28 protein-coding genes and 1 tRNA gene are annotated in these 25,015 nt (G+C 67.5%); 13 read left to right on the top strand and 16 right to left on the bottom strand.

Annotated features, from left to right (window positions below; translation table 11 throughout):
- Nucleotides 1-87: 87 nt before the first annotated feature.
- Complete coding sequence (locus FF100_RS29290; protein WP_139039344.1) at nt 88-492, top strand: hypothetical protein; 405 nt, start codon at nt 88-90, stop codon at nt 490-492.
- 301 nt (nt 493-793) lie between these two features.
- Here FF100_RS29290 and FF100_RS29285 read toward each other — a convergent pair whose 3' ends face one another.
- On the bottom strand, nt 794-1,039 hold the full coding sequence (locus tag FF100_RS29285) for a transcriptional regulator (RefSeq protein ID WP_139039342.1): 246 nt from the start codon (nt 1,037-1,039) through the stop codon (nt 794-796).
- Nucleotides 1,040-1,127: 88 nt separating this feature from the next.
- Here FF100_RS29285 and FF100_RS29280 point away from each other — a divergent pair, with 88 nt between their 5' ends.
- The gene (locus FF100_RS29280) at nt 1,128-1,805 is read left to right on the top strand and encodes an XRE family transcriptional regulator (protein WP_171070373.1); all 678 of its coding nucleotides are present in this window, start codon (nt 1,128-1,130) and stop codon (nt 1,803-1,805) included.
- Nucleotides 1,806-1,995: 190 nt separating this feature from the next.
- On the opposite strand, the gene FF100_RS29275 is transcribed toward FF100_RS29280, so the two are convergent.
- Nucleotides 1,996-2,826, bottom strand: coding sequence for a hypothetical protein (locus FF100_RS29275; protein WP_139039338.1), 831 nt, complete (start codon nt 2,824-2,826; stop codon nt 1,996-1,998).
- Between the two features lie 765 nt (nt 2,827-3,591).
- On the bottom strand, nt 3,592-3,858 hold the full coding sequence (locus tag FF100_RS29270) for a hypothetical protein (protein ID WP_139039336.1): 267 nt from the start codon (nt 3,856-3,858) through the stop codon (nt 3,592-3,594).
- A 177-nt stretch (nt 3,859-4,035) separates the two neighbouring features.
- On the opposite strand from FF100_RS29270, the gene FF100_RS29265 reads away from it, so the two are divergent.
- From FF100_RS29265 to FF100_RS29245, 5 genes are all read left to right on the top strand, one after another.
- Nucleotides 4,036-4,278, top strand: coding sequence for a hypothetical protein (locus FF100_RS29265; RefSeq protein WP_139039335.1), 243 nt, complete (start codon nt 4,036-4,038; stop codon nt 4,276-4,278).
- On the top strand, nt 4,278-4,592 hold the full coding sequence (locus FF100_RS29260; protein WP_139039333.1) for a hypothetical protein: 315 nt from the start codon (nt 4,278-4,280) through the stop codon (nt 4,590-4,592). Before FF100_RS29265 ends, FF100_RS29260 begins: the two co-directional genes overlap by 1 nt.
- Nucleotides 4,589-4,993, top strand: coding sequence for a hypothetical protein (locus FF100_RS29255; RefSeq protein WP_139039331.1), 405 nt, complete (start codon nt 4,589-4,591; stop codon nt 4,991-4,993). The genes FF100_RS29260 and FF100_RS29255 overlap by 4 nt, the downstream gene beginning before the upstream one ends.
- Nucleotides 4,993-5,406 (top strand): hypothetical protein, encoded by a 414-nt coding sequence (locus FF100_RS29250; protein ID WP_246102514.1) that lies wholly within the window; start codon nt 4,993-4,995, stop codon nt 5,404-5,406. The genes FF100_RS29255 and FF100_RS29250 overlap by 1 nt, the downstream gene beginning before the upstream one ends.
- A 181-nt stretch (nt 5,407-5,587) precedes the next feature.
- Nucleotides 5,588-5,815 (top strand): vWA domain-containing protein, encoded by a 228-nt coding sequence (locus tag FF100_RS29245; RefSeq protein WP_139039329.1) that lies wholly within the window; start codon nt 5,588-5,590, stop codon nt 5,813-5,815.
- 57 nt (nt 5,816-5,872) lie between these two features.
- Here FF100_RS29245 and FF100_RS29240 read toward each other — a convergent pair whose 3' ends face one another.
- Both FF100_RS29240 and FF100_RS29235 read right to left on the bottom strand, forming a co-directional pair.
- Nucleotides 5,873-7,183: a tyrosine-type recombinase/integrase gene (locus tag FF100_RS29240; RefSeq protein ID WP_171070372.1), complete on the bottom strand. Its 1,311-nt coding sequence runs from the start codon at nt 7,181-7,183 to the stop codon at nt 5,873-5,875.
- A gap of 114 nt (nt 7,184-7,297) precedes the next feature.
- Nucleotides 7,298-7,387, bottom strand: a tRNA-Ser gene (locus tag FF100_RS29235).
- A gap of 177 nt (nt 7,388-7,564) precedes the next feature.
- On the opposite strand from FF100_RS29235, the gene FF100_RS29230 reads away from it, so the two are divergent.
- Complete coding sequence (locus tag FF100_RS29230; protein ID WP_139039327.1) at nt 7,565-7,942, top strand: VOC family protein; 378 nt, start codon at nt 7,565-7,567, stop codon at nt 7,940-7,942.
- Nucleotides 7,943-8,027: 85 nt separating this feature from the next.
- On the opposite strand, the gene FF100_RS29225 is transcribed toward FF100_RS29230, so the two are convergent.
- The 6 genes from FF100_RS29225 to FF100_RS29200 form a co-directional block, all read right to left on the bottom strand.
- Complete coding sequence (locus FF100_RS29225; RefSeq protein ID WP_246102512.1) at nt 8,028-9,497, bottom strand: adenylate/guanylate cyclase domain-containing protein; 1,470 nt, start codon at nt 9,495-9,497, stop codon at nt 8,028-8,030.
- Between the two features lie 106 nt (nt 9,498-9,603).
- The gene (locus FF100_RS29220; protein ID WP_139039325.1) at nt 9,604-10,608 is read right to left on the bottom strand and encodes a peptide ABC transporter ATP-binding protein; all 1,005 of its coding nucleotides are present in this window, start codon (nt 10,606-10,608) and stop codon (nt 9,604-9,606) included.
- Nucleotides 10,605-11,624: an ABC transporter ATP-binding protein gene (locus FF100_RS29215; RefSeq protein ID WP_139039323.1), complete on the bottom strand. Its 1,020-nt coding sequence runs from the start codon at nt 11,622-11,624 to the stop codon at nt 10,605-10,607. Before FF100_RS29215 ends, FF100_RS29220 begins: the two co-directional genes overlap by 4 nt.
- Before the next feature lie 8 nt (nt 11,625-11,632).
- On the bottom strand, nt 11,633-12,544 hold the full coding sequence (locus FF100_RS29210; RefSeq protein ID WP_139039321.1) for an ABC transporter permease subunit: 912 nt from the start codon (nt 12,542-12,544) through the stop codon (nt 11,633-11,635).
- 13 nt (nt 12,545-12,557) lie between these two features.
- Nucleotides 12,558-13,568 carry an ABC transporter permease subunit gene (locus FF100_RS29205; RefSeq protein WP_139039320.1) on the bottom strand — a complete coding sequence of 337 codons (1,011 nt, stop codon included), beginning with the start codon at nt 13,566-13,568 and terminating at the stop codon, nt 12,558-12,560.
- A gap of 27 nt (nt 13,569-13,595) precedes the next feature.
- Entirely contained in the window at nt 13,596-15,191 is a 1,596-nt protein-coding gene (locus FF100_RS29200) for an ABC transporter substrate-binding protein (protein ID WP_139039318.1), read from the bottom strand.
- Nucleotides 15,192-15,391: 200 nt separating this feature from the next.
- Here FF100_RS29200 and FF100_RS29195 point away from each other — a divergent pair, with 200 nt between their 5' ends.
- Complete coding sequence (locus FF100_RS29195; RefSeq protein WP_139039316.1) at nt 15,392-15,616, top strand: hypothetical protein; 225 nt, start codon at nt 15,392-15,394, stop codon at nt 15,614-15,616.
- Between the two features lie 135 nt (nt 15,617-15,751).
- On the opposite strand, the gene FF100_RS29190 is transcribed toward FF100_RS29195, so the two are convergent.
- Both FF100_RS29190 and FF100_RS29185 read right to left on the bottom strand, forming a co-directional pair.
- Nucleotides 15,752-16,597 (bottom strand): aminotransferase class IV, encoded by an 846-nt coding sequence (locus FF100_RS29190; protein ID WP_139039314.1) that lies wholly within the window; start codon nt 16,595-16,597, stop codon nt 15,752-15,754.
- Nucleotides 16,584-17,195: an anthranilate synthase component II gene (locus FF100_RS29185; protein ID WP_139039312.1), complete on the bottom strand. Its 612-nt coding sequence runs from the start codon at nt 17,193-17,195 to the stop codon at nt 16,584-16,586. Before FF100_RS29185 ends, FF100_RS29190 begins: the two co-directional genes overlap by 14 nt.
- Before the next feature lie 506 nt (nt 17,196-17,701).
- On the opposite strand from FF100_RS29185, the gene FF100_RS29180 reads away from it, so the two are divergent.
- Entirely contained in the window at nt 17,702-17,959 is a 258-nt protein-coding gene (locus FF100_RS29180; protein WP_139039310.1) for a hypothetical protein, read from the top strand.
- Between the two features lie 772 nt (nt 17,960-18,731).
- Nucleotides 18,732-19,742 carry a Hint domain-containing protein gene (locus FF100_RS29175; RefSeq protein ID WP_139039308.1) on the top strand — a complete coding sequence of 337 codons (1,011 nt, stop codon included), beginning with the start codon at nt 18,732-18,734 and terminating at the stop codon, nt 19,740-19,742.
- 112 nt (nt 19,743-19,854) lie between these two features.
- Here FF100_RS29175 and pabB read toward each other — a convergent pair whose 3' ends face one another.
- Nucleotides 19,855-21,246, bottom strand: coding sequence for an aminodeoxychorismate synthase component I (pabB, locus tag FF100_RS29170; RefSeq protein ID WP_139039306.1), 1,392 nt, complete (start codon nt 21,244-21,246; stop codon nt 19,855-19,857).
- Nucleotides 21,247-21,433: 187 nt separating this feature from the next.
- Here pabB and rimO point away from each other — a divergent pair, with 187 nt between their 5' ends.
- Entirely contained in the window at nt 21,434-22,750 is a 1,317-nt protein-coding gene (gene rimO, locus FF100_RS29165; RefSeq protein ID WP_139039304.1) for a 30S ribosomal protein S12 methylthiotransferase RimO, read from the top strand.
- Between the two features lie 252 nt (nt 22,751-23,002).
- Nucleotides 23,003-23,134, top strand: coding sequence for a hypothetical protein (locus tag FF100_RS38440; protein ID WP_281287337.1), 132 nt, complete (start codon nt 23,003-23,005; stop codon nt 23,132-23,134).
- Between the two features lie 136 nt (nt 23,135-23,270).
- Here FF100_RS38440 and pncA read toward each other — a convergent pair whose 3' ends face one another.
- Nucleotides 23,271-23,915 carry a bifunctional nicotinamidase/pyrazinamidase gene (pncA, locus tag FF100_RS29160; RefSeq protein ID WP_139039303.1) on the bottom strand — a complete coding sequence of 215 codons (645 nt, stop codon included), beginning with the start codon at nt 23,913-23,915 and terminating at the stop codon, nt 23,271-23,273.
- A gap of 59 nt (nt 23,916-23,974) precedes the next feature.
- A complete protein-coding gene (locus FF100_RS29155; protein ID WP_139039301.1) occupies nt 23,975-24,949 on the bottom strand; it encodes a quinone oxidoreductase family protein in 975 nt (324 codons plus the stop codon).
- Nucleotides 24,950-25,015 lie beyond the last annotated feature (66 nt).

Genomic DNA, 25,015 nt, shown 5'->3' with positions numbered 1-25,015 from the left:
GTGAGCAGCAGGGCCGGAGGACTTGCGGTGTCCCGGACGCACGGAGTCGAGGACACGCGACCAGGGCTTGGGCGGCTGGACGGTCGCATGGAGAGGAGCGCCGGCGGCGGCCCTGGCAGGCCGTCGTCCGGTGCCGGCTTCCGGGATCACCGCCTCGCCGCGTTCCAGCGCGGCGAGAAGCGGCAGGAGCGCGGGCTGGGCCGCGCACCGGAGGACGAAGGCGTGGGCGTCGGCCAGGACCTGGGCCTGCTCGGCATGGTGCTGCACCGCCTCGTCGAGGCCGGCACACGGCGTGCCTGTCGGCAGGCCGACCTGCATCCGGGCCGCCAGGATCTCGGTGCCGCGCGCGACCACGCCGGCATGGGAGGCTGCCGCGTGGAGCCTGGCGGCGAGCGAGGACAGGCCGCCGTTGCTCATCGCGCGACCCGCACGAGCGTCACCCACCCGTCGGCGAGGCAGACCTCGCATCGGCCGTCGGCCCGGAGGCGGTAGCGGATCTTGCGACGGGTCGTCCTCATGGCTGCCTCCGGTGGGGTCGAGGGTTGCGCCCGGCCGGGCGGATGGGGGCGGAAGGGTCCGGCCGGGCGCGATCCGGGACCGCCGCCGCACGGACGCCGGACCCGGAACACGGGGGACCGGCCTCAGCCGGCCTCCGGTCTCGCGTGTAGCGGCTGCTGCGAGGCGCGCTTCGACCAGCAGCCGGCCGTCCCCGTGCCCCAGGCGAGCAGGCAGAGCAGGATCGCGGCTGCGGCCCGGATGACGGGACGCGCTGGCGCCGTGGATCTCCGGGACGTCATGCGGCCACTCCGTGGGCTTCGGCCGGGCCGCGGGCCGGCGGCTCCCACAGATCCGGTCGCAGCCGGTGCTTCGGGATGGCGCCGTCGGTCGCCCGGTCGATCCGGACGGCCAGCTCGCCGGACACCCGCCCGGCCTTCTTCGCTTTCCAGATCGCGCTCTGGGAGACGCCGCAGGCGTCGCCCAGCTTCGCTTCCGAGCCGGCCAGCGTGATCGCGGCCTGAATGAGGGATCGCACGGTCATGACATTGGACATAACCGCCTTGGTTGTTGGTTGTCAACAACCGGAATATGCGAGCGCGACCACAACCGAGGTTTTAGACTGCCGCCCCATGGACTGGCAGGACATCATCCGCGAGGGGCGGCTCGCCAAGAAGCTCAGCCAGGCGCGGCTGGCGAAGGAGGTCGGCACCTCCCAGGCGACGATCGCCAAGATCGAGCTCAAGCAGGTCGAGAGCACGGCGCACCTCGCCCGGCTGATCGAGGTGCTCGGCCTCGACCCGGCGCTCTTCCCGGATGGCGCCCAGGACGGCCGGCCGGCGCAAGCCGCGAGGCAGGCGCCGATGCCGGTCCCGGACTTCGCGCGGGATCCCGCCTACTGGGCGGCTGCGGCGGGGCTCGTCGGAGACGTGCCGCTCTTCGCCTCGGCGGAGGGCGGGGAAGGCTCGCTCCTCATCGAGCGCGACCCGATCGGCACGGTGAAGCGCCCGCCCGCCCTGCAGGGCGTGAAGGACGGCTACGCGATCTACCTCGTCGGCGAATCGATGTCGCCGGAGTTCGAGCCCGGCGACACCCTGATGGTCAACCCGCGCCTGCCCGGCCTGTCCGCGACGCCCTGCGTGTTCTATTCCGGCGCCGGGGACGAACCGCGGGCGATGGTCAAGCGGCTCGTCGGCTCCAGCGCGGAGGCGTGGCGCGTCCAGCAGTTCAACCCGGCGCGGACTTTCGAGTTGTCCCGCGATGCATGGCCGACCTGCCATCGCATTGTGTCGAAGGACTTCAGGAAATAGCCAGATGCTGAGGCTGGAACAGCGTAGACTTGCGAAAAATTATTCCAAGCGGATAGCGATTTCAACTATCTAAGATTTTTGTTTCATCCTCTTGAATTGGGATAAAGTAGTTTATCCAGAAGATTGAAGCGCGATTGTTATTTCCTCTAATTGATGTTAAGCACAATATATTATAAAATTAGAAGTAGTGTCATTGGCCGAAGAGAGGAGGGCTCGCTGGAAACGCGCTTTGACGACCTGAATTTCCAAGAGAAATGGCATACTCCGTCGAAAAATGCTGACTTAATGCGATATTCGGAGAATTTGGTTTAAATTTTGGGCCAAATGTCAGCAATATATCATGTGTCCTCGTGCGATTAACACTAGCCAAAGCTGCCCCATTGCCGCTGTTGAATCTTATAAGTTTCCAAGTAGGATTCAAGCTCCCAGTTGTTATTATTATGAACTTCGCATGGTATGTAAGACTATCTTGATTGAATACATTGCCTTGTGATATTGGCGAGGAAGGAAAATATTTTACAGACGCGAGAGCGTCTGTGAGCCATTGCGTTAAACCTAAATCACTTGTAATAAGCGGAGAGCTGCCTTTTATCTCTCCTGCGTCGTCGCATTCATCTGTTTTATATTTTCTTAAACGATCCAAATCCCAATAGCTTCCAATCTTATCCTCTCTTGTGGCTTGTGAGGACAGCGTTGCGCCCAAGCCAAGCGTGAAATTTTCGGCGGCATTGAAAGGAACTATGTATGATAACCCCGGATTTACGCTCCCTATATGATCAACTTGTAGATCAAGGGTCGATTGTACGGCCCACCCCTCTGGAAATACTCTTTGAGCCTTTACAGCCAAATAAATCGCGCAGTAAATTTTCTCTTTGACATTGGCTTCAAGAATACCGTTTGCCGAAATTTCCTGCGAGCGATTAACATCCCATGACTCTCTAATCTCAGGAAGGTATGTTCCACAGGCTGAGTTTAGTGCCAACAAGGGGCATAGCATGTATTTTATTTTCTGATATATCATCGGATATACTCACTTACCGGACAAATTGATCGGGTTGAAAGCAGGATTTGAAAATGGGCAGACGTATCCGCTACCCTCCTTGAAGGCCGGACCAACCTGGCAGAAATTTTTTGACACTCGAACTGGCCCTTTACGAGATCTCGAAATGTCAGGATAATGAGTATATCTAACGCAATTCACACCTGCAGGCTCAAGATCATCTGGGCACCATACCTGTTGAGCATATGATTCAGAATTTATTAAAACTGTAGCAGCTACGAAAGGTGCGATCGAATAACGCATAGTTCATCTCTTGATTTATATTGGCGCTGCGAAATTATCGTACCTTGGGTTCATCTATGCGTCATCACTGAAATGCCTTAGGACTGAACTGCTGTGGGCATGTGCGATATATTTACAACATGGGAATATCTAATTCTCTCTTACGCTACGAATTAGGTATTTTTCAATTAATCCTGAAGCCTACGCTCAGATTCTAAGCTCGAAAAAGTTGAGAAACTTGTAATTAAATAACTTAGACGCCCCGATTTAATCCATATATACATAATTGATATTATATGTAATGTGTTTTTACGTCTGCAAATGAGCCTTATCTCGGAAACTGCTCATTCAGACTGTACGTTGCGGTTACAAATCGACGTCAGGCTGCCCACGCCCTTCCCTTTGTTGGTCTTCGTCAGTCAGGCGGCCGCGTGCCGGACCTTCTACGGTTCGGCACAGGAAAGAGGCGGTCGTTCACATTGCCAAGCTCGTCGAGTTTCGGGCTCAGGCGCATACGGTCATGGCCACGTCCTCGGGCAATTCCCCATTGCTGAAGATCAGCACCGCGTCGTCGAACTCGCCGGTCTCGGGGTCGCCGGCGCGCGAGAACGCGAGGGTCACGACCTTGGTTGGAGCTAGCCGGCGGGCGACCGCGAGGGCCTCCTCCTCGGACCGCGCCTCGATCGGCTCGTCCATGACGTAGCCCCCATCGGCTAGAGAGAACGACTGCACCACATAATAGGTATGGCGTCCGCCATGCACCGTCACCACCGGTTGCTCCCCATGCTGAACCCGTGGTGGAAATGTTCCCTTTTTGTTCACGTAACGTCAAGCGGGCAAGCGGAGACGAACCTGTGGGGCAACAACCGACATTGTGCGCATAAGGTCGGTAATTGACAACCAACAACTTGAGTTTTAGGTTGTCGCCATCCTCTTACGGATAGCCCCATGCCGAACTCCCCCGACCTCCACCTGGACGGCCCGAGCTACCTGCCGGCCCTGCGGGCGCGCCTCGTCGAGTTTCCGCCGCCCACCGACGAGGACGCATCCGCGGCGCCCTCCCCGGTCTTAAGGGCTGGCCGCCTCACGCTCCGCGAGGCCATCGCCCACGCCGTCGTGCTGATCCTCGCCACCGCCCTCGGTCTCCTCATCGGGACGCTGGCCGGCCTGCTAATCCGCGGAGCCGCGTGATGGCCGGCATCGATCCCGCGAGCGCGGGCGCCTACGCCCAGTACGAGGCCGCCAAGGCCACCGGCCGGTCCTCGCGGCGGCCGTCGCTGGAATGGTTCTCGGACCGGCACAAGCGGCGGGCCGCCGAGCGCGACCGCCGCTTGGCCGAGGCGCGGGCTACGCGCGGTCCGGTCGGCCACGAGGCGGTCGACGCGGCCTGCGAGCACATCCGCACCGAGGCTTCCGCCGCGGCCGAAGCCGCGCGGAACGGCGGCGAGCGCGCCGACATCGCCCGGTGGACCGTGGAGGCGCTCGCCCGGAGGGACGCACGATGAGCGCTGCCGTCCCGGCCCTCACCCCTGCCCTGTGCCGCGTCCTGCGCGCCCTCGCGCGCTCCGGCGAGCCGCACAGCTACGCCAGCCTCGCCGCCGCCCAGGAGCGCTCGCCCAAGGCGCTCGAGAAGACGGTGCGGGCGCTCCGCCATGCGCTCGCCGATACGGGCGTCACGATCACGCGCCGGCGGCTCCCGGGCGAGACCGCCTCGCGCCTCTACGTCGCGGGCGATGCCGCCCTGATCGGTCGGTTGCTCAGCAAGCCGCCGGCCACCGTCCAGCCCGCCTCGCGGCGCATCGAGACCATCACGCTGCCGAGCGTCGCGGGGATCACCTACGCCTTCTCCGCCGAGGGCCGGCTGATCGTCGGCGGCGTGGTGCAGCAGGCACGGGCGGCGTGCTGATGGCTGTGCCAAGGGGCGCTATCGCTGCCGACCCGCTCGCGGAGAACGATGCCGCGAGCAGGGCCGGTCCCTTCGCCCGGCACGGCATCCGCCTGCCCCTCGCCCTGAGCGAGGCCCCGGACGAGGCTGGCGTGGTCCGCGACGCGGACGGCCGCGAGGTCTTCACGGTGAACACCGAGGGCACGTGGCCGGACCCGACCGCACATGCGGTGGCCGCCCTTCTCCTCGGCCGCGCCAACGTCGCCGCGCCGCGGGCACCAGCCGAGGCCACCGAATTCCTCGCCTCCGCGCTCGACGGCGTCCGGACGCTCCTCGCTCCCATCGCCGAGGAGTGTGACGCCGCCCTCGCGGCTCTCCAGATCGCCGACGATGCACTCGCGGATCTTCGCGACCGAGCCGGAGCGGTGCCGTGACCGCGCCCCGCCGCCCGAACGCCGTCCTCCGGGCAGGTGTCGCTCGGCGGGGCGCGCTGCCTTGCGTCCAGCCTTCCCGCCCGGCCTCCGGAAGCGCCGCTCAGCCGTCTCGGCGACCATCGGCGGTGGTGCCACTCGAGCCGTTGAGCCTGCGCGCCGCGCTGCCGCGCCGGGAGCGGCAATGAGACCCGCCACGCGCCTCCCCTCGCCCGAGCCGGTCACGCCCGAGCGCATCGAGCAGGCGCTGGTGCGGCTCGCGTCCATCGTGGTCCAGGACGGGACCGAGGTCTATCTGCCGATCCTGGAGCGACTGGAGGCCGAGCTGATCGAGGCGCGCCGGATCGGGACGCCACGGCAGAGGGCCGAACGCGTGCTGAAGGATTACGGTACCGGCTGGATTCGGGCTTGAACCCGAGCGATTCCGCTCATCGTGCAGATTGGCCGTGCGTCCGCCGTGCATCCATTTCTACACCCGCCCGGGCGGCTTGAACGCGATCCGCTGAAGCCACTCGCGCTTTTGCGACAAGCTCGGCCCCGAGCCGTAGCGCGGCCTCTGGTACTTGTGGCCCATCATCGCCGCGATCAGCTTCTCGGGCGCCTCCACGGCCGTCAGCCGGTCCTCGAAGCAGTGCCGGAACGAGTAGGCCGACTGCCCGGGCAGGTGAAGCAGCCCCGCCGCGCGCATCACCTTGTTGGTGATCGCCGAGAGCGACGCCGCCTTGTCCCGGTAGCGCGGGAAGCCTTCCGGCTGCGCCTGCGCGGCTATCAACGCCACCCCGACCAGCGGCAGCTCCCGGGCCGACTGCTCCGTCTTCATCCGCCGGCCGTCCGCCCGCACCACGACGTGCGGCACCGCATGGTCCAGCCGGATCGTCTCCGCCGTGAGATTGCAGATCTCCGACAGCCGCATCCCCGTCTCGGCCATGATGTAGAGGATGCGCCGGGCCTCGGGGTTGAGCGCGTCCAGGGCGCCGTCCGCGAGGATGCGGGTCTGCACCCACTCGGCCGTGAAGGCGACGCGCTGGCCCTGCGTCTCGCCCTCCAGCCGCAGCTCGGCGAAGACGGGTCCCATGCCGAGCCGGTGGCTGCGCTCGATCTGCCGGAGCATGCGGTTGATGTGGCCGACGTCCTTGTTGGCCGTGCCGATCTCGATGCCCTCGACGAGGACGCGCTCCTGCCACCAGGCCCGGAAGTCGAGGGCGTCGTTGCGGGTGAGCTCGGTGACGGGCTTGTCGCCGACCACCTTCAGCAGGTTGGCGAGCGCCCGCTTCTTCGGGTTGCCCCACTTGCGCAGCTGGTCGGGCGAGAGGTCCTGGCGCGAGGACTTCGTCAGGGTCTCGTACTGCTCGAACAGCTGCGACAGCATCACGGCCGGCACCGGCTCCTTGCCGAGCACCGCCCCGCGGGCCGCCGGGTCGTCGGCCGCGCTGCGCGCGGACAGGGCCTCGATCCGGGCCAGGATCTCGGCGAGCGGCTGCGCCGCCACCTCCGCGGCCGGCATGTAGCTGAAGCCGAGCTGCCGGGCGCGCTTGCGTGCCGCCTCGTAGCGCGCCTTCGCCTCCGCGCTCTGGCCGCCGGCGAGGCCCTGCCAGTAGGCCTCGAGCTCGCCGTTCATCTGCACCGCGGCGCGGGCGGCGCGCAGGCCCCGCGGGTCGTCGGCGATCCGGATGTGGGTCGTGCGCTTGACGATGCCGCGTTGGTCGAGGGCGGCGAACGTCTCCGGGACGCGCCGGACGAAGTGCCAGAAGCCCTGGCGTCGCGTGAGGAACTCGGGCATCGGCGGGCAGCGATGTTGGACGTTGCGTTGGACGAAATGGTGCCCTGCCGCAGGGGCATTCGTCAAGAAAATGCGTTAAGTATCTGATTATAATGAGTAAATTGCAAACTGACTTGGCGGAAGGGGTGGGATTCGAACCCACGGTGGAGTTGCCCCCACGGCGGTTTTCAAGACCGCTGCCTTAAACCACTCGGCCACCCTTCCGGCCGCGAACGCTCACGGGTCCGGGTGCCTCTTCTGTAGGGCGGCGCGGCGGCGTGCGTCAACCGCGGCCAGGGGCCTTGCGGGGTGCAGGCGGGGGCCTACCGCGCGGCGCTCCCGCACCCTACCGTGCGGCCCGTGACCGGGGCGCGCGATGAGCTGTCCCGCAAGGAGGGCCGCATGGGCTATCGGTACGACCATCTCCACCTGCGCAGCCGGGACGCCGTGGCGGCGGCGCGGTTCTATGGCGAGGTGCTGGGCGCGAGGGAGACGGGGCGCGAGGGCGGGGAGACGCCGAGCCGGATCATGCTCGATGTCGGCGGGCTGACGATGTTCATCGAGCAGGCGCCCGAGGGCATCGCGGCGGCGGCCGTGCCGCCGCACCGCGGCATCGAGCATATCGGCTTCCGGGTCGAGGATATCGAGGCGACGGTGGCGGATCTCGCTGCCCGCGGCGTCCCGCTGGTCTCGGGCATCACCGACATACGGCCGGGCCTGCGCATCGCCTTCTTCGAGGGGCCGGACGGCGTGCGCATCGAGGTGCTGCAGCGGGGCTGATGCTCCTCCGTCGCGGCGGCCGGCGCTGGCGCCGGCCCCGTCGGCCGAGATCCTAACTGGGCCGAGATCCTAATGGGCCAAGATCCTACTGGGCGACGTGGACCACGATCGGCTGGGTGCGGCCGCGCAGGGTCAGCGGAAGCGTGCGGGTGAAGCGGCCCGTCGCCCCCGGCCCGGCCGCCGCGAGGCAGTGGTCGGAGACGAGGATGCGGCCGCCGACCTCGCGGGTGGCGGCTTGCAGGCGGCTCGCGACGTTGACGACGTCGCCGATCACCGTGAACTCGACCCGCTGGTCGGCGCCGATATTGCCGATCACCACCGGGCCGCAATGCACCCCGACCGCCACCCGCACCGGCGCGGCGCCGCGGGCCGCGCGCTTGGCGTTCCAGGCGTCGATCTCGTCCTGGAGGTCGAGGGCGCAGGCGATCGCCCGGGCGGCGGCGTCGCCGCGCCCGTCGAGGCCGCCGAAGGTCGCCATGAAGCCGTCGCCGAGGAACTTGTCGAGGGTGCCCGCGTGCTGAAACACCACCTTGCAGCTGCGCTCGCGAAAGCCGCGCAGGAGCGCGAAGGCCCGCTCCGGCTCCAGGTCCTCGCTCATCCCGGTGAAGCCGACGACATCGGCGAACAGCACCGCCACCACCCGGGTCTGTGGCGCGCCGAAGCCGGCATGGGCCCGGGCGCTCAGCGCGTCGGCGACATCGGGCGAGACGTAGCGGGCGAGATCGGCCCGCACCACCTCGGAGCGGACTTGCGCCAGCAGCAGCCCCCGCCCCCGCCACACCGCGATGGCGAGGAGCAGCGTGAACAGGCCGGTGACGATTCCTTGCGTCCAGAGCGGGGTCAGGCCGACATAGGCCGGGTCGAGGAAGATCTTCAGGCTCTCCTCGGGCCTCAGGCGCCCGTCGTGGACAGTGTCGGCGAAGCGCACGCTGTCCTCGCGGGCATAGACCAGCCAGACGCCGAGCGACCAGACAGCGGCGATCCAGCTCCCGGTCCACAACACGGCAAGCGGCCGGTAGGTCAGCGCCGCCTCGCCGAGCAGCAGCAGCAGGTAAAGGAATTCCGGGGTGCGCAGCCGGGTCTGGATCGGCCAGTCGATCCCCAGGCCCGCCGGCGGCGGCAGGATGATGACGGCGCTCATCAGCGCGACGTCGAGCACCGTGAAGGCGAGCTTGATCGCCCAGGCGTGCCGGTGCCGGCGCAGGGCGAACGGGATCGTGCCGAGCACGAAGAACAGGCCGGCGGCGGCGAGGTAGTAGAGCCCGCGGGGCCAGGGCACCAGCACCAGGAGCCACAGCGACACCACCGCGATGGCGACGGCGCGGGCCCGGAACGCGAAGGCGAGGCCGGCGAGCTCGGCGGCGCGGACGTTCTCGGCCAGCCGCCCGCGGGCGCGGGGCGGCAGCCGCCCGGCGAGCCAGTGGCGCAGGCGCGCGACCCGCAGGCTGGTGCGGAAGGCGAGCATGCGGGCAAACCCGGCGCGGGCGAGGCCGGGTGCTCGCGGCTTCGGAAAGGGCTGGGGTGGCGGCTCGGCCGCCGCGATGGGCTCACTCACGGATCCGGTCGCCAGGCTCCCGCTCAGGCCATGATGGTAAGGCATGCGGCGGTGCAGCGAAGCCCCCGGCGGTTGAACAGACCGTGAGCGTCGGCCACCGCATCGCTCATCCCCCCGGAGCCCCTCCCCCGGCCGGCGCCCCCTCCAGGAAGTCCTCGGCGTAGTGGCAGGCCACCGCGCGACCGGCGAGCGGGCGCGGGTCCGGCCGCTCCTCGCGGCAGCGGGCGGTGGCGTGGGGGCAGCGGGTCGAGAACACGCAGCCCCGCGGCGGGTTGAGCGGCGAGGGCAGCTCGCCCCGCAGCACGATCCGCTCGCGGGTCCGCGGGCCGACGCCCGGCGTCGCCGCCATCAGGGCCTGGGTGTAGGGGTGGAGGGGACGAGCGAAGATCGCCTCCTTCGGGCCCTGCTCCATCGCCAACCCGAGATACATCACCAGCACGTCGTGGGCGATGTGGCGCACCACGCCGAGGTCGTGGGAGATGAACAGGTAGGCGAGGCCGAGCTCGCCCTGCAGGTCGGCGAGCAGGTTCAGCACCTGGGCCTGGATCGACACGTCGAGAGCGGAGACCGGCTCGTCGGCGACCACGAGCTTCGGCGACAGCATCAGCGCCCGGGCGATGGCGATACGTTGGCGCTGGCCGCCGGAGAACATGTGGGGGTAGCGCGCGTCGTGCTCCGGGCGCAGGCCCACCTTGGCCATCATCGCCTGCACCCGCTCGCGGCGCTCATGCCCCGACAGGCCGGTATTGATGGCGAGCGGCTGCTCCAGGATCGCCCCGATGCGCTTGCGCGGGTTGAGCGAGCCGTAGGGGTTCTGGAACACCAGCTGCACCGTGCGGCGCAGGCGGCGGCGCTCGGGCGCCGGCGTGTCGACGGCGTCGATCCCGTCGAGGGTGAGATCGCCGTCGGAGGGCGGCTCGATCAGCGTCACCATGCGGGCGAGGGTCGACTTGCCGCAGCCGGATTCGCCGACCACCGCCAGGGTCCGGCCGGGCGCGATCGAGAACGAGATCCCGCCGACCGCCTGGAGCCGGGAGGGCGCGCGAAACAGCCCGCGGCGGATCTCGTAGGTCTGGCGGAGATCGTCGGCGACGACGACGGGGGCGCTCACGGGGTCGTCTCCGCGGTCGAGACAGGGTGGTCCTGACGGATGCGGGCGTCGCGGGAGGGATCGCCGAGCGGATAGTGGCAGCGCACGGAGCCGTCCTGCCATGGCCGCAGGGCTGGCCGCTCGTTGCGGGAGTGATCGGTGGCGTAGGCGCAGCGCGGCGAGAACAGGCAGCCGCGCGGGCGGTCGTAGAGCCCCGGCACCACGCCCGGGATGGTGGACAGCCGCCCGCCCTCGCTGCGCTCCGGGAGGGCGGCCAGCAGGGCCGCCGTGTAGGGGTGCTGGGGATGGGCGAACAGGGCGTCGGCGCGCCGCTCCTCCATCACCTGGCCGGCATACATCACCATCATCCGGTCGGCGGTCTCGGCGACGACGCCCATGTTGTGGGTGATGAGCACCAGAGCCATCCCGCGCTCGCGCTGGAGCGCGAGCAGGAGGTCGAGGATCTGGGCCTGGATGGTGACGTCGAGCGCCGTCGTCGGCTCGTCGGCGATGAGGAGCTTCGGGTTGCAGGCGATCGCCATGGCGATCATCACCCGCTGGTTCATGCCGCCGGAGAGCTGGTGCGGATAGGACGAGAGCCGGCTCTCGGCGGCCGGGATGCCGACCTGCTCCAGGAGCTCGATCGCCCGGCGCCTGGCCGCCTTGCGGTCGAGGCCGAGATGCTGGCGCACGCTCTCGGTGATCTGGAAGCCGATCGTGAAGCAGGGGTTCAGGCTGGTGGTCGGCTCCTGGAAGATCATCGCCACGTCGCGGCCGGTGAGGCGGCGGCGCTCGCGGGCCGGCATCCCCATCAGGTCGCGCCCCGCGAAGGCCAGGCGGTCGGCCGAGACCCGGCCCGGATAGGCGACGAGGCCCATCAGCGCCATCATGGTCACGCTCTTGCCCGAGCCCGACTCGCCGACGACGCCGAGCACCTCCCCCTCCTCCAGGGTCAGGCTGACGCCGTCGACGGCGCGCAACGTTCCGCCGGCGGACGGGAATTCGACCGAGAGGTTGTTGATCTCGAGGAGCGGCATGGGGCGGCTCACCGCTTCAGCTTGGGATCGAGGGCGTCGCGCAAGCCATCCCCGACGAGGTTGAAGGCGAGCACGGTGATCAGGATGATCAACCCTGGGAAGGTCACCACCCACCAGGCCCGCAGCACGAACTCGCGGGCATCGGCCAGCATCGTGCCCCATTCCGGCGAGGGCGGCTGGGCGCCGAGGCCTAGGAAGCCCAGCGCCGCGGCATCCAGGATCGCGGTCGAGACGCCGAGCGAGGCCTGGACGATCAGGGGGGCGGCGCAGTTCGGCAGCACCTCGCCCAGCATCAGCCGCAGGGGGCCGGCGCCGCTGACCCGGGCGGCGGTGACGTAGTCCTTCGACTTCTCGGCGATCACCGCGGCGCGGGCGATGCGGACGTAATGCGGCAGCACCACCACGGCGACCGCCAGCATCGCGTTCATCAGCCCGGGGCCGAGGATCGCCACGATGACGATGGCGAGCAGCAGCGACGGCAGGGTCAGGATGATGTCCATCACCCGCATGATGACGATGCCGGTGGCGCCGCCGACGAAGCCGGCGACGAGCCCCAGCATCGTGCCGACCAGGATCGACACCGCGACGACGGCGATGCCGATCGACAGCGACAGCCGGGCGCCGTGGATCAGGCGCGAGAGGATGTCGCGGCCGATCGCGTCGGTGCCGAGGGGATAGGTGAGCGAGCCGCCCTCCTGCCAGAACGGGGGTTTGAGGAAGGCGGCGTTGTTGGTGAGGTTCGGCGGGTGCGGGGCGACGACGTCGGCAAAGACCGCCATCAGCAGCACCGCGACGATCAGCACGAGGCCGATCACCGCGCCGGTATTGGCGCGAAAGCTCGTCCAGAACTCGGCGAGCGGGTGCGGCGGGCCGGCGGGGGCCGCCGCGGCGGCGGGAGTGTCCAGACGTTCGGCGCTCATCGGGTCGGGGCGCTCATCGGGCGTGCCGGATGCGGGGGTTCACGAGGCCGTAGGCGAGGTCGACGATGAGGTTCACCGCCATCACCACCGCGCCGATCAGCAGGATGCCGCCCTGGAGGACGGGGTAGTCGCGCCGGCCGATCGCCTCGATCAGCCACTTGCCGATGCCGGGCCAGGAGAAGATCGTCTCGGTCAGGATCGCGCCGGTGAACAGCACGCCGACCTGGAGGCCGATCACCGTGACGACCGGGATCAGGGCGTTGCGCAAGCCGTGCAGCCCGACGATGCGCCAGGCCGGCAGGCCCTTGGCGCGGGCGGTGCGCATGTAATCCTCGCCCAGGACCTCCAGCATCGCCGAGCGGGTCATGCGGGCGATGACCGCGAGCGGCACCGTGCCGAGCACCACCGCCGGCAGGACGAGGTGGGACAGGGCCGACCGGAAGGCGCCGGTTTCGTCGGAGAGCAACGTGTCGATCAGCAGGAAACCGGTCACCGGCTCGATGAAGTACTGCACGTCGATGCGGCCCGAGACCGGCGTCCAGCCGAGCTGCACCGAGAACAGCAGGATCAGGAGCAGGCCCCACCAGAAGATCGGCATCGAGTAGCCGGTGAGCGACAGTCCCATCACCCCGTGGTCGAAGACCGAGTTGCGCTTCAGCGCCGCCAGGATGCCGGCGGGCAGGCCGACGAGGAGCGCGAACAGGATCGCGCAGACACCGAGCTCGATCGTCGCCGGAAACAGGCTGGCGAACTCGGCGATCACCGGCTCCTTGGTGCTGATCGAGCGGCCGAGATCGCCGTGGGCGAGGCGCTCGAGATAGATGCCGTACTGGACGGGCAGCGGCTTGTCGAAGCCGTACTCGGCGCGCAACGCCGCGTGCCGCGCCGGATCGATGCCCCGCTCCCCCGCCATCGTCTCGATCGGGTCGCCGGGCACCAGGCGGATCAGGAAGAACGCCACCAGGGTGATCCCGAGGAAGGTCGGGATCACCAGGGACGCGCGGGTCAGGAGGAAGCGGAGCACGGGAGAGCCGTTACCTGAGCAAGGGTCTTACTTGAGGCTCACGCCGTAGAAGGTGTGGCGGCCGAGCGGCGACAGCTTGAAGTCCACCACCTCCTTGCGGATCGGCTTCAGCTGCACCGCATGCGCGATGGTGAACCACGGCGCCTGTTCCTTGAACACCACCTGCGCCTGCTCGTAGAGCTTGGTGCGCTCGGCCTTGTCGGTGATGGTCTTGGCCTTGGTGACGAGGTCGTCGTAGGTCTTGTCGCACCACTTGGCGATGTTGCCGCCGCCGGGCTGGGCCGCGGCGCAGCCGAGCAGGGTATGGAGGAAGTTGTCGGGATCGCCGTTGTCGCCGGTCCAGCCCAGCATCGCGGTCTGGTGCTCGCCCTCCTGGACGCGCTTGCGGTACTCGCCCCACTCGTAGGACTTGATCTCGGCCTTCACCCCGACCTTGGCGAGGTCGGCCTGCATCAGCTCGGCGATGCGGCGGGCATTCGGGTTGTAGGGCCGCTGGACCGGCATCGCCCACAGGTCGATCGAGAGGCCGTTGCCGAGGCCGGCCTCGGCGAGGAGCTTCTTCGCCGCATCCGGATCGTACGGATCGTCCTTCACCGCGTCGTTGTAGGACCACAGGGTCGGCGGGATCGGGTTCTTGGCGGCGACGCCGGTCGAGAGATAGACCGCGTCGATGATCGCCTTCTTGTTGATCGCCATGTTCAACGCCTTGCGCACGCGCACGTCGTCGAACGGCTTCTTCTTGGTGTTGTAGGCGAGGTAACCGACATTGAGGCCGGGCTGCTCCAGCACCTGGACGTTCGCGTCCTTGCGCATCGCATCGACGTCGGCCGGGTTCGGGTACGGCATGACGTGGCACTCGCCCTTCTGGAGCTTGGCCCAGCGCACCGACGAATCCGGCGTGATGGCGAAGACCAGGTCGTCGAGGGCGGCCTTGCCGGCATAGTATTGCGGGAAGGCGCGGTAGCGGACGATCGCATCCTTTTGATATTGCAGCAGGTAGAACGGCCCGGTGCCGATCGGGTCCTGGTGGAGCTTGTCCGGCGTGCCGGCCTTCATCATCGCGTCGGCGTATTCCTTCGACTGGATCGCCGCGAAGGGCATGGCCAGATCGGCGAGGAAGGGCGCCTCGGGCTGGGTCAGGGTGAAGCGGATCGTGTAGTCGTCGACCTTGTCGATCGACGAGAGCAGCTTCGGCAGCCCCATGTCGTTGAAGTAGGTGTGGTTGGCGCTGGTCACCCGGAAGAACGGGTGGCTCTCCTTCCACTGCCGCTCGAACGAGAAGATCACGTCGTCGGCGTTGAAGTCACGGGTCGGCTTGAAGGTCTTGTTGGAATGCCACTTCACGCCCTTGCGCAAATGGAAGGTGTAGACCTTGCCATCCGGCGAGACGTCCCATGTCTCGGCGAGGTCGGGCATCACGTTGGTGGTGCCGCGCTCGAAATTGACGATGTTGGAGTAGATCTGGGCGCTGGCGTCGAACGAGGTGCCGGTGGTGTTCACCGCCGGGTAGAAGTTCTCCGGGCTGCCCTCGGAGCAGTAGACCAGCGTCTTGGCGCCGGCCGGCAGGCTTGCCGCCAGGGCGGTCGCGGCACCTAGAACCACCGCCAGGGACGCGCGCTTCATGCTCTGCTCTCCAGTCCGTGCGGGCCCCGGGCCCGGTCAAGCGCCCTTTCTGGCGGGTTTCCGCGCGGTTCCGCAAGGCCTTGGCGAACTGGACGCACAGCCGCCTAACCTCCGGGGCGGTTGCCGACGGGGCGATCTTGTGTCTGATATCAGACAAACGAGCGCCGCGCGTGCGCCCGGTGCGAAGGGGCGGAGGTGCGGTGAAACCGAAAACCACGTCAGCCGCGACGAATCCGACGGCCGCGGAGGTTTGCCGCAGCGTCGCGCGCCGGCTCGGCCGGCTGGACGAGTGCCGGCGCCGGGGGCTGCCGACCGAGGCCGAGGAGGAGGCCCTGCGCACCCTGTGGACCGATCTTGGCCTCGCCTATGCGCGCGAGGCGGTCAGGGTGGCGGAGCTGCGGCACCGAGCGGCGAGGCCGGGCTGAACGCCGGAGTCAGGCCCGCAACCGGGACATGTCCCTGCGGGACGAGCGTCGCGCCGATGAAGACCCGGCTTGGATCTGTCCGAGGCGCGTGTCCGAGCCCTCCCCCGCAGAGGGGGAGGCCTCGGCGGTGGCGCCTCACCCGTCCACCGTCATCCCGCACGCCTGCGCGATGTCCCCCGACAGCGCCCTGCGCAAGTCCCCCACCACCGGATGCCCGGCGCTGGCGTAGTCCCGCTCCCCGATCCGCCGCACCGGCGCGATCAGCCGCAGGGAGTTGGTGACGAACACCGCCTCCGCTTCCTCCAGTTCCTCGGGCGCGATCGCCCGCTCGACCGGCGCGAGGCCGAGGCCGGGGGCCAGGGCGAGCACCTGCCCCCGCACGATCCCGGCGAGCACCCCCTCGTCGAGGGACGGCGTGACGACCTCCCGGCCGAACACCGCGAACAGGTTGCCGGTCCCGGCACAGGCCACCTGGGCCCGCGTGTTGAGGAACAGGGCCTCGTCGTGTCCTTGCTCGGCGGCGGCCTTGGCGGCGAGCACCGCGTCGAGATAGCCGAGCGTCTTGTGGCGTGCGGCCGGCGAGGTCTCGTTGCGGCGGATCGCGCTCCAGCCGAGGGACATCTCCGAGAAGGCCGTGCCGGGCCGCAGCGGCGCCGCGCTGGCCCACAGGACCGGGCGGGGCTCCGCCGGCGGGCGCAGGCCCCGCGGGCCCGTACCGCGGGTCACGGTGGTGCGGATCGCCGCTTGCGGCAGCGCCGCCGCCAGGGCCCGCATCGCCGTGCGAGCCTCGCCCTCGTCGACGGCGAAGCCGAGCGCGGCGGCGGAGGCCATGAGGCGCGCCAGATGCGCGTCCTCCGCCACCACCGTCCCGCCGAGCGCCATCGCGGTGTCGAACACCCCGTCGCCGAGGAGCAGGCCGCGATCGGCGAGGTCGAAGGGGACGACCGTGCCCGCCTGCACCCGTCCGTCACGCCACAGCATCGCGCGCCCCTCCCGCCGCGTGCCAGCGCCGGGCCAGGTCCAGGAAATTGCCGAACAGGGCGTGGCCGTGCTCGGTCAGCACCGATTCCGGATGGAACTGCACCCCGTAGGTCGGGTGCCGGCGGTGGGAGAGCGCCATCACCTCGCCCTCGGGCGAGACGGCGTCGACGGTGAGATGCTGCTCCATGCCGGGTTCGGGCGCCACGATCAGCGAGTGGTAGCGCCCGACGGTGAGGGGCGCCGGCAGGTCGCGGAACAGGCCTCGCCCGTCATGCGCGATCAGCGTCGCGTGGCCGTGGAGCGGCTGCCGCGCCCGCGCGACCCGGCCGCCGAAGGCCGCGCCGATGCATTGGTGCCCGAGGCAGACCCCGAGCAGGGGCACCTCCCCCGACAGCGCGCGGATCGCCGGCAGCGACACCCCGGCCTCCGCCGGGCTGCACGGCCCCGGCGAGATCACCACCGCCTCCGGGCTCAAGCCCCGGATGCCGGCGACGTCGAGGGCGTCGTTGCGCAGGACCCGGGTCTCGGCGCCGAGTTCCTCGATGTAGCGCACGACGTTGAAGACGAAGGAATCGTAGTTGTCGATGACGAGGATCAAGCCGAGCCGACTTTTCTCTAAGGACAGCAAGGGGGTAGCACCCCTTTGTGTCACGGTTTGTAGCACGGTCGGGGAGGCCTCTGGAAGGCGGACTAGAGGCGGAACGGGGCGGGCTTCTCCCTCCGTTTTGGTGCTCGCTGGTCGCTCGCGAAGTGCTTCTCGGCTGGTAGACCCCCTGCCCTGGTGGTGATCCTCGGAGGTGCCTCGTGCTGCCTTAGGGGCCGCAAACGGATAGGCTTCATCGCCCGATCCTCGGGGGGCCATGTGTGTGCAAGGTGGGAGAGCCCGGAGGGCCGTGCTCAAGGTGACCTCGGGGCCGAGCACGCCAGAGGCGGTGGCGTCGGGCGGGGTTACGGGAGAGGCTTCGGGCTCAAGGCGATGGCGACCGAGATGGCGAAGATTGAGGCCTCTGAGGCGGTGCGGGGTCTGAGGTGGGATGAATTGAGCGGAAGAACTTGCTCGACAGCATAAGATTTGTCATTAGTCTCCGCAGAGATTGATCGTGAATGAAGAATTGGATTCCTGAGATGACTGCAAATATTTTATTGCGAGAAATTACGTATTATGTGCCGGAAGAGGAGAAGATTGGCGCGGCTCATCAAATTAGCGTTGTAGAAAATCTTAGAGGAAAGTTAAATGATTTTGAGGCCGCCCTCGACCTTATAGCGCACATTGATTCAGAGATAGCGCAGCTCACGTCGGAAAGAACAGAATTCCTTAAGAACTCGCATTTGAAAGATATTGATAAAAAACAGAATATCTAAAATCTGCCGCTCACAGACTTCATTATCTCGCTCGGTGGTCACGCTTGACTCGACGCGATGCAGCTATGACCATATTTCATTTTGGGTCGTTACTAGACGGCATTAACTTTAACAATTGCCCAACCATCGGTCGGACTATAAACAATCCGGAGATCAGAAGCGCCAGAGCTTTATTCAAAAAGAATTTCCCTGACCATATTGATGTTAGAAATTCGCTGGCGCATTCTGGCGAAAATTCAGCGGACTATGACCGATCCCGAAAACATTTTACGGACGCAGGCATCGAGAACGGGGTTTTTTCCATTCCAACGGGGGTCTCTGTTCGAGTCAGTGGGATGAGCTTCAATGACAGCTTGATGGCAGCACATAGAGGTGCCCACGAGAAAGAAGCCCAAATTAAATCTATTAATATAGATAGGGCTCTCTCGCAATAATGATAGACATATTTGAAACAATATATAAAGCCTTCGACGAGGCGATTACAAAGATTAAAACGTAAAGATTGCCCTGTGATCAATTTAATGACAGCGAAAAAGCACGCTGCGGGCCGGTGGCGGATCGTCAACGCGCATCGCCGGCACCGTCCAGGTGCCCACGAACGAAGCCCCGGGGGATCAGGCGGGAGCGCTCGCTGCGGCGTGTCGTTTGTGCAGAACGGCATGCCTTACGGTCACACAGACCAACAATTATTGCGGACAGTGACCCTCTCGACATATCTGCTGCCATCCCGTTCGATAATATGAAGCGACCTTCCTGGCGTGAGTAGGACGATATGCCGAACGTCGCATTCAGGTTTGATGGCCCCAGCTCGCTCGGAACAGGCGTATTTGAGACGGTGCCGATTGGAAATGGTACCGATCAGCAAATCGTAAGTGTGTCTGGAACTTTCAACGGCAACACTATCGACGGCTTATCTGATTTTGGAAATGCGAGTAATATACTTCTTCGATTGCAAAGTTCACGTCTTGATTTCTATTCTATCATGAAGAGCGATAATGGAGTATCTTTTACTTCTGGAGGCGCATCATACAATCTGCGCACTGTAGACAACAACATTCAAATAACATCATCTTCGCCGACATTCAGAAATGAAAGTGTATCTTTCAGCGCGAACTCGTCTTCGACGCTCCCATTCCCGTGTTTCTTGACCGGCACCTTAATCAGCACGGGTCGAGGCGACATCGCAGTTGAGGATCTTCGGGTCGGCGATCTTGCTGTCACTGCTTCCGGGGCGATGCGTCCTATCATCTGGATCGGCCACCACGAGATCAATGGGCAGGGCGCTTCAATCCCCTTCGAACGGCAACCCGTGCGCATTCGCGCGGACGCTTTCGGCCATGGTGTTCCAAGACGATCCCTAGGGCTGTCCCCCGGACATCCGGTGCTGGTCGGTGCCGACGCGGACGGCGCGGGCGGCCACCTCGTGCCGATCATGTGCCTGATCAACGGCACCACCATCGCCCGCGAGCCGGTGGCCTCCGTCACCTACTGGCACGTCGAGCTCGACGCCCACGACATTCTGCTCGCTGAGGGCTTGGCCGCCGAGAGCTACCTCGACTGGGGCGACCGGCCATTCTTCGACGAAGCTTCCGACCACGCCCTTCACAACCCCGACTTTGTCGTACCGGGCCTTGCCGCTCGCTGCCGGCCGGTGGCGGTGGACGGGCCGGTGGTCGAGGGGGAACGGATGCGCTTGTCGTCTGTGTTTTCCGCGACGCTCAACGAGGCATGTGCTTGGGACGAGATCGAGCGTTGCCGCTTCACCGGGCGAACGAGCCTGTAGAGCATGGGTGGCACACTATTGTAGCACGGTCGGCCTCGGCTTAACACTCTGACGGCACTCAACTATCTGCGAAGCATGATCTTTTGCAGGCAGTCGCCACCGATGACGAGGATCATGCGCCCTCCCCGGTCGCGAAGGCGGAAAAGACCCGCTCGGCCTTGGTCAGGGTCTCGCGGTACTCGGCCTCCGGGTCCGACAGCAGCGTGACGCCGCCGCCGGCCTGAAGCACGGCGCAGCCCTCGTCCAGCAGCACGGTGCGGATCGCGATGCTGGTGTCGAGGCTGCCGTCGAAGCCGATCCAGCCGATCGACCCGCAATAGGCCTCGCGGGCATCGCCCTCGATCTCCGTGATGATGTCCATGGCGCGCAGCTTCGGCGCCCCGGTGATCGAGCCGCCCGGGAAGGTCGCGGCCAGGAGATCGAGCGCGTCCGCCCCCTCCCGCAGGGTGCCGGTCACCGCCGAGACGAGGTGGTGGACGCCGGCATAGGTCTCGAGGCCGCACAAGGTGGGCACCGCGACGCTGCGGGGGGCGCAGATCCGCGACAGGTCGTTGCGGAGAAGATCGACGATCATCACGTTCTCGGCCCGCTCCTTCGCGTCGGCGAGAAGCGCCTCGGCCCGGGCGCGGTCCTCGGCCGGGTCGGCCGAGCGCCGCGCCGTGCCCTTGATCGGCCGGGTCTCGACCTGCCGGCCGTCGAGGCGCAGGAAGCGCTCGGGCGAGGACGAGGCCACCGTGAGCCGGTCGAACTCGAGATAGGCCGCGAACGGGGCCGGGTTGCGCGCCCGCAGGCGACGGTAGAACGCGAAGGCGTCGAAGCCCGGCGGCAGCGCCGCCTCGAAGCGCTGGGCGATGTTGGCCTGGTAGATGTCGCCGGCCCGGATGTAGTCGCGCACCCGCTCGACCGCCCTTGCGTAGGAGTCGGGCGTGAAGTTCGAGCGCCAGTCGAGGGCCGGGACCGGGGCAGGCTCGGCTGCCGGCTCGGGGGCTGCCAGGGCCGCCTCCAGCGCGTCGAGGTCGGCGGCGGCCTTCGCCGCGCGGGCCGCCGGGTCGGTCTCCGGGAAGCCGGTGGCGATCAGGTGGCAGGTGCCGGCCCGGTGATCGAAGGCGATCACCGTCGCGTAGAGGTTGACCGCGAGGTCGTCGGTGAGGCCGGCCCGGCGCGCGGGTGCCGTCACCCGTTCCAGGCTGGCGCCGAAATCATACGCCACGTAGCCGATCGCCCCGCCCTGGAATGGCGGCAGGCCGGGATCGGGATCGGTGCCGTACGGCGCCAGCACCGCCCGCAGGGCGTCGAGCGGAGCGCCCGGCACCGGGGCACCGTTCCAGAAGGCCTGGCCGCCGCGCACCCGGACGGTCCCGAACGGACCGGCGGCGAGGTAGGAGTGGCGCCCGAGGGTGTCGTGCCGCATCGCGCTGTCGAGGAGCGCGAGACCGGACTGTCGGCCGCGCAGGCGGGCGGCCGCGGCGGCGGGATCGAGCGGGGGGACGAGGCGGCTCCACATCGCGCCGTGATAGCGGAGGCCAGGCCCGCAGCGGAAGCCGGCCGTCGGGCCAAGATGGCGGTGACGATGCCGCCGCGTGACGCCCGCCCTCCCCCGTGCTATGGGCCTGCCCCAGCACCCTTCCCTAAATCCTTGATCCCGCTCGCGCCGGCTTGGCCGTGGGCCGGCGTCCCATCCTGCCTTCGCCATGAACGCACCTGCTCCAAAGATCTCCTTCGTGTCGCTCGGCTGCCCCAAGGCCCTGGTCGATTCCGAGCGCATCCTCACCCACCTGCGGGCCGAGGGCTACGAGCTGGCCCGCAAGCACGACGGCGCCGACGTGGTGATCGTCAACACCTGCGGCTTCCTCGATTCGGCCAAGGCCGAGTCGCTGCAGGCGATCGGCGACGCGATGGCGGAGAACGGCCGGGTGATCGTCACCGGCTGCATGGGCGCGCAGCCCGAGGAGATCCGCGAAAAATACCCGAACCTGCTCGCGGTCACCGGGCCGCAGGCCTACGAATCGGTGGTGGCGGCGGTCCACGAGGCGGTGCCCCCGGCGCACGACCCGTTCCTCGACCTGGTCCCGCCGCAGGGCGTCAAGCTGACGCCGCGGCATTACGCGTACCTGAAGATCTCCGAGGGCTGCAACAACCGCTGCACGTTCTGCATCATCCCGCAGCTGCGCGGCGACCTCGTCAGCCGCCCGGCGGCGGACGTGCTGCGCGAGGCCGAGAAGCTGGTGAAGGCCGGCGTCAAGGAGCTGCTCGTCGTCTCGCAGGATACCAGCGCCTACGGCATCGACACCCGCTACGCCACGAGCCCGTGGCGCGACCGCGAGGTCCGGGCCCGGTTCTACGACCTCGCCAAGGAACTCGGCGAGCTCGGCGCCTGGGTGCGCCTGCACTACGTCTACCCCTACCCGCATGTCGACGAGGTCATCCCGCTGATGGCCGAGGGCAAGGTGCTGCCCTACCTCGACATGCCGCTGCAGCACGCGAGCCCGGCGGTGCTCAAGCGGATGCGCCGCCCCGGCAACCAGGAGAAGATGCTGGAGCGCATCCGCTCCTGGCGCACCACCTGCCCGGACCTCGCCATCCGCTCGACCTTCATCGTCGGCTTCCCGGGCGAGACCGAGGCGGAGTTCGAGGAGCTGCTGAGCTGGCTCAAGGAGGCCAAGCTCGAGCGCGTCGGCTGCTTCCAGTACGAGCCGGTCCGCGGCGCCCCGGCGAACGAGGTGGCGGCGGCGGTGCCGGACGCGGTCAAGGCCGAGCGCCAGCGCCGGTTCATGGAGACGCAGCAGGCGGTGTCCCTGAGGCTCCAGAAGGCCAAGGTCGGCAAGCGCCTGCCGGTGATCATCGACGCCGCCGGCCCGACGGTGGCCAAGGGCCGCTCGAAATACGACGCGCCGGAGATCGACGGCAACGTCCACGTCGCCTTCCGCCGGCCGGTCCGGGTGGGGGATATCGTGACGGTGAAGATCGAGTCGGCGGATGCCTACGACCTGCACGGGGTGGCGGTGTAGGCGGTGGATGAGGCGGCACGCACGAAGGCCCGCAAGCTCGCTGCCAAGCGTACCACCGAGCGGCTGAAGCTGCTTGCGGGCTTCTTTAACGCACTGCACTGTCCCTTGGCGTCATCGGCGCCGGGGTCATCATCCCGACGGTCGCGGACCTGACGAACGCATGGCCGCAGAGTCTCGTTTGGCTCGCGACCGGACTCGTCCGACATTGTGCGGCACAAGGTGCATTCACCTTCCTGCGCAGCGAGGACTGACATGCTGACCTGGACCCTGACCATTCAGGTCGCAGCGACCACCGTGGTGCCCAGCGTCGGCGGCTTGCTCTACGCCCGCCACATCGCTCGCTCCTTCGACCGCAAGTGGGGCCGGCCCGAGGATTGGGGTTGAGCCTTCGCCGCACCTTCGATCAGGCCGATCGGTTCAAACCCTCCATGTCATCCCCTCCAAGTCATCCCGGATTCCGCTGTCGCGGCCCCGGGACGACATGGAGGGTGTCACTCGCGTCGAGCGGGACTGCCCGCCTCTACCCCCCGATCGTCCCGCTCTCCTCCCGCTCGACCCCCGCCGCCGCCATGTCGGCCCAGGCCCGTTCGAGCGAGCCGTCGCGGTCGATCGCCCGGCAGGCATCCTCGACCACCACCGCCTCGAACCCGGCCTCCCGCGCGTCGATGGCGCTCCAGGCGACGCAGTAATCGGTGGCGAGCCCGCACAGGAACACCCGGGTGAAGCCGCGCTCGCGCAGGTAGCCGGCGAGCCCGGTCGAGGTTTTGCGGTCGGCCTCGCGGAAGGCCGAGTAGCTGTCGATGCCCGGCCGGTAGCCCTTGCGGATCACCAGCTGGGCGTGCGGCAGGGCGAGATGCGGCGACAGCTCCGCCCCCGGCGTGCCCTGGACGCAGTGCTCCGGCCACAGCACCTGGGGGCCGTAATCCAGGATCGTGGTCTCGAAGGGCGCCTTGCCGGCGTGGCTTGCCGCGAAGGAGGCGTGGCCGGCCGGGTGCCAGTCCTGGGTCAGGACGACGTGCTGGAACGTCTTTCCCAACGCGTTGATCGGCGCGATCACCGCGTCCCCGTCCGGCACCGCGAGGGCGCCGCCGGGCAGGAAATCGGCCTGGACGTCGATGACGAGGAGACAATCGGTCTCGTTTGCCGTCAGGGCGCAGGAAGCCATCGCGTTGGGGTCTCCGCCCATCCGGGGCGAATCGCCCCGGATGGCGCAGCGTCAGCCTATCAGGGATGCATCACCGTCGCACCGGTCGTCTGCCGCCCGGCGAGGTCGGCATGGACCTTCGGCGCGTCGGCGAGCTTGGCCCTCGTATGGACCGGGATCTTCACCGCGCCGTTCCCCACCACCGCGAACAGGTCGGCGGCCATCTCCTCCAGGGTCGCGCGGTTGGCGGTGTGGGTGAACAGGGTCGGCCGCGTGGCGTAGAGCGAGCCCTTCTGGGCCAGCAGGTTGATGTCGAACTGCGTGATCGGCCCCGAAGCGCTGCCGAAATTCACGAAACAGCCAAAGGGCCGCAGGCAATCGAGCGAGGCCGGGAAGGTCGCCTGGCCGACGCCGTCATAGACGACCGCGCAGCCCTTGCCGCCGGTGATCTCCTTGACCCGGGCGGCGAAATCCTCGGTCCTGTACAGGATCACGTGGTCGCAGCCATGCTCGCGGGCGAGCGCGACCTTGTCCTCTGACCCGACGGTGCCGATCACCGTGGCGCCGAGGTGCTTGGCCCATTGCGTCGCGATCAGCCCGACGCCGCCGGCGGCGGCGTGGAACAGGATCGTGTCGCCGGGCTGGACCTTGTAGGTGCGGCGCAGCAGGTACTGGGTGGTGAGGCCCTTGAGCATCATCGCGGCGGCGGTGTCGTCGTCGATGCCGTCCGGCAGGCGCACCACCGAGCCCGCCCCGATCACCACCTCCTCGGCATAGGTGCCGGTGGCCGAGCCGTAGGCGACCCGGTCGCCCGGCGAGAAGCCGGTGACGCCCTCGCCGACCGCCACCACGGTGCCGGCGCCCTCGTTGCCCGGGGTGAAGGGGAGCTGGGGCGCCTTGTACAGGCCGGAGCGGAAGTAGATGTCGATGAAGTTGACGCCGATCGCGCTCTGGCGCACCCGGATCTGGCCCGGCCCGGGATCGCCGACCGCGACCTCCTCGTAGCGCATCACCTCGGGGCCGCCATACTCGTAGATCCGGATCGCCTTGGGCATCGGTCCGCTCCCACCCTGGTCTCGTTGTCCGGGCGGGATCATAGGTGGCGGCGCGGCTGCGGCAAT

Source organism: Methylobacterium terricola, from assembly GCF_006151805.1.
In the GTDB taxonomy this organism is placed as follows: domain Bacteria; phylum Pseudomonadota; class Alphaproteobacteria; order Rhizobiales; family Beijerinckiaceae; genus Methylobacterium; species Methylobacterium terricola.
This window is presented reverse-complemented; position numbering and strand designations above follow the sequence as displayed.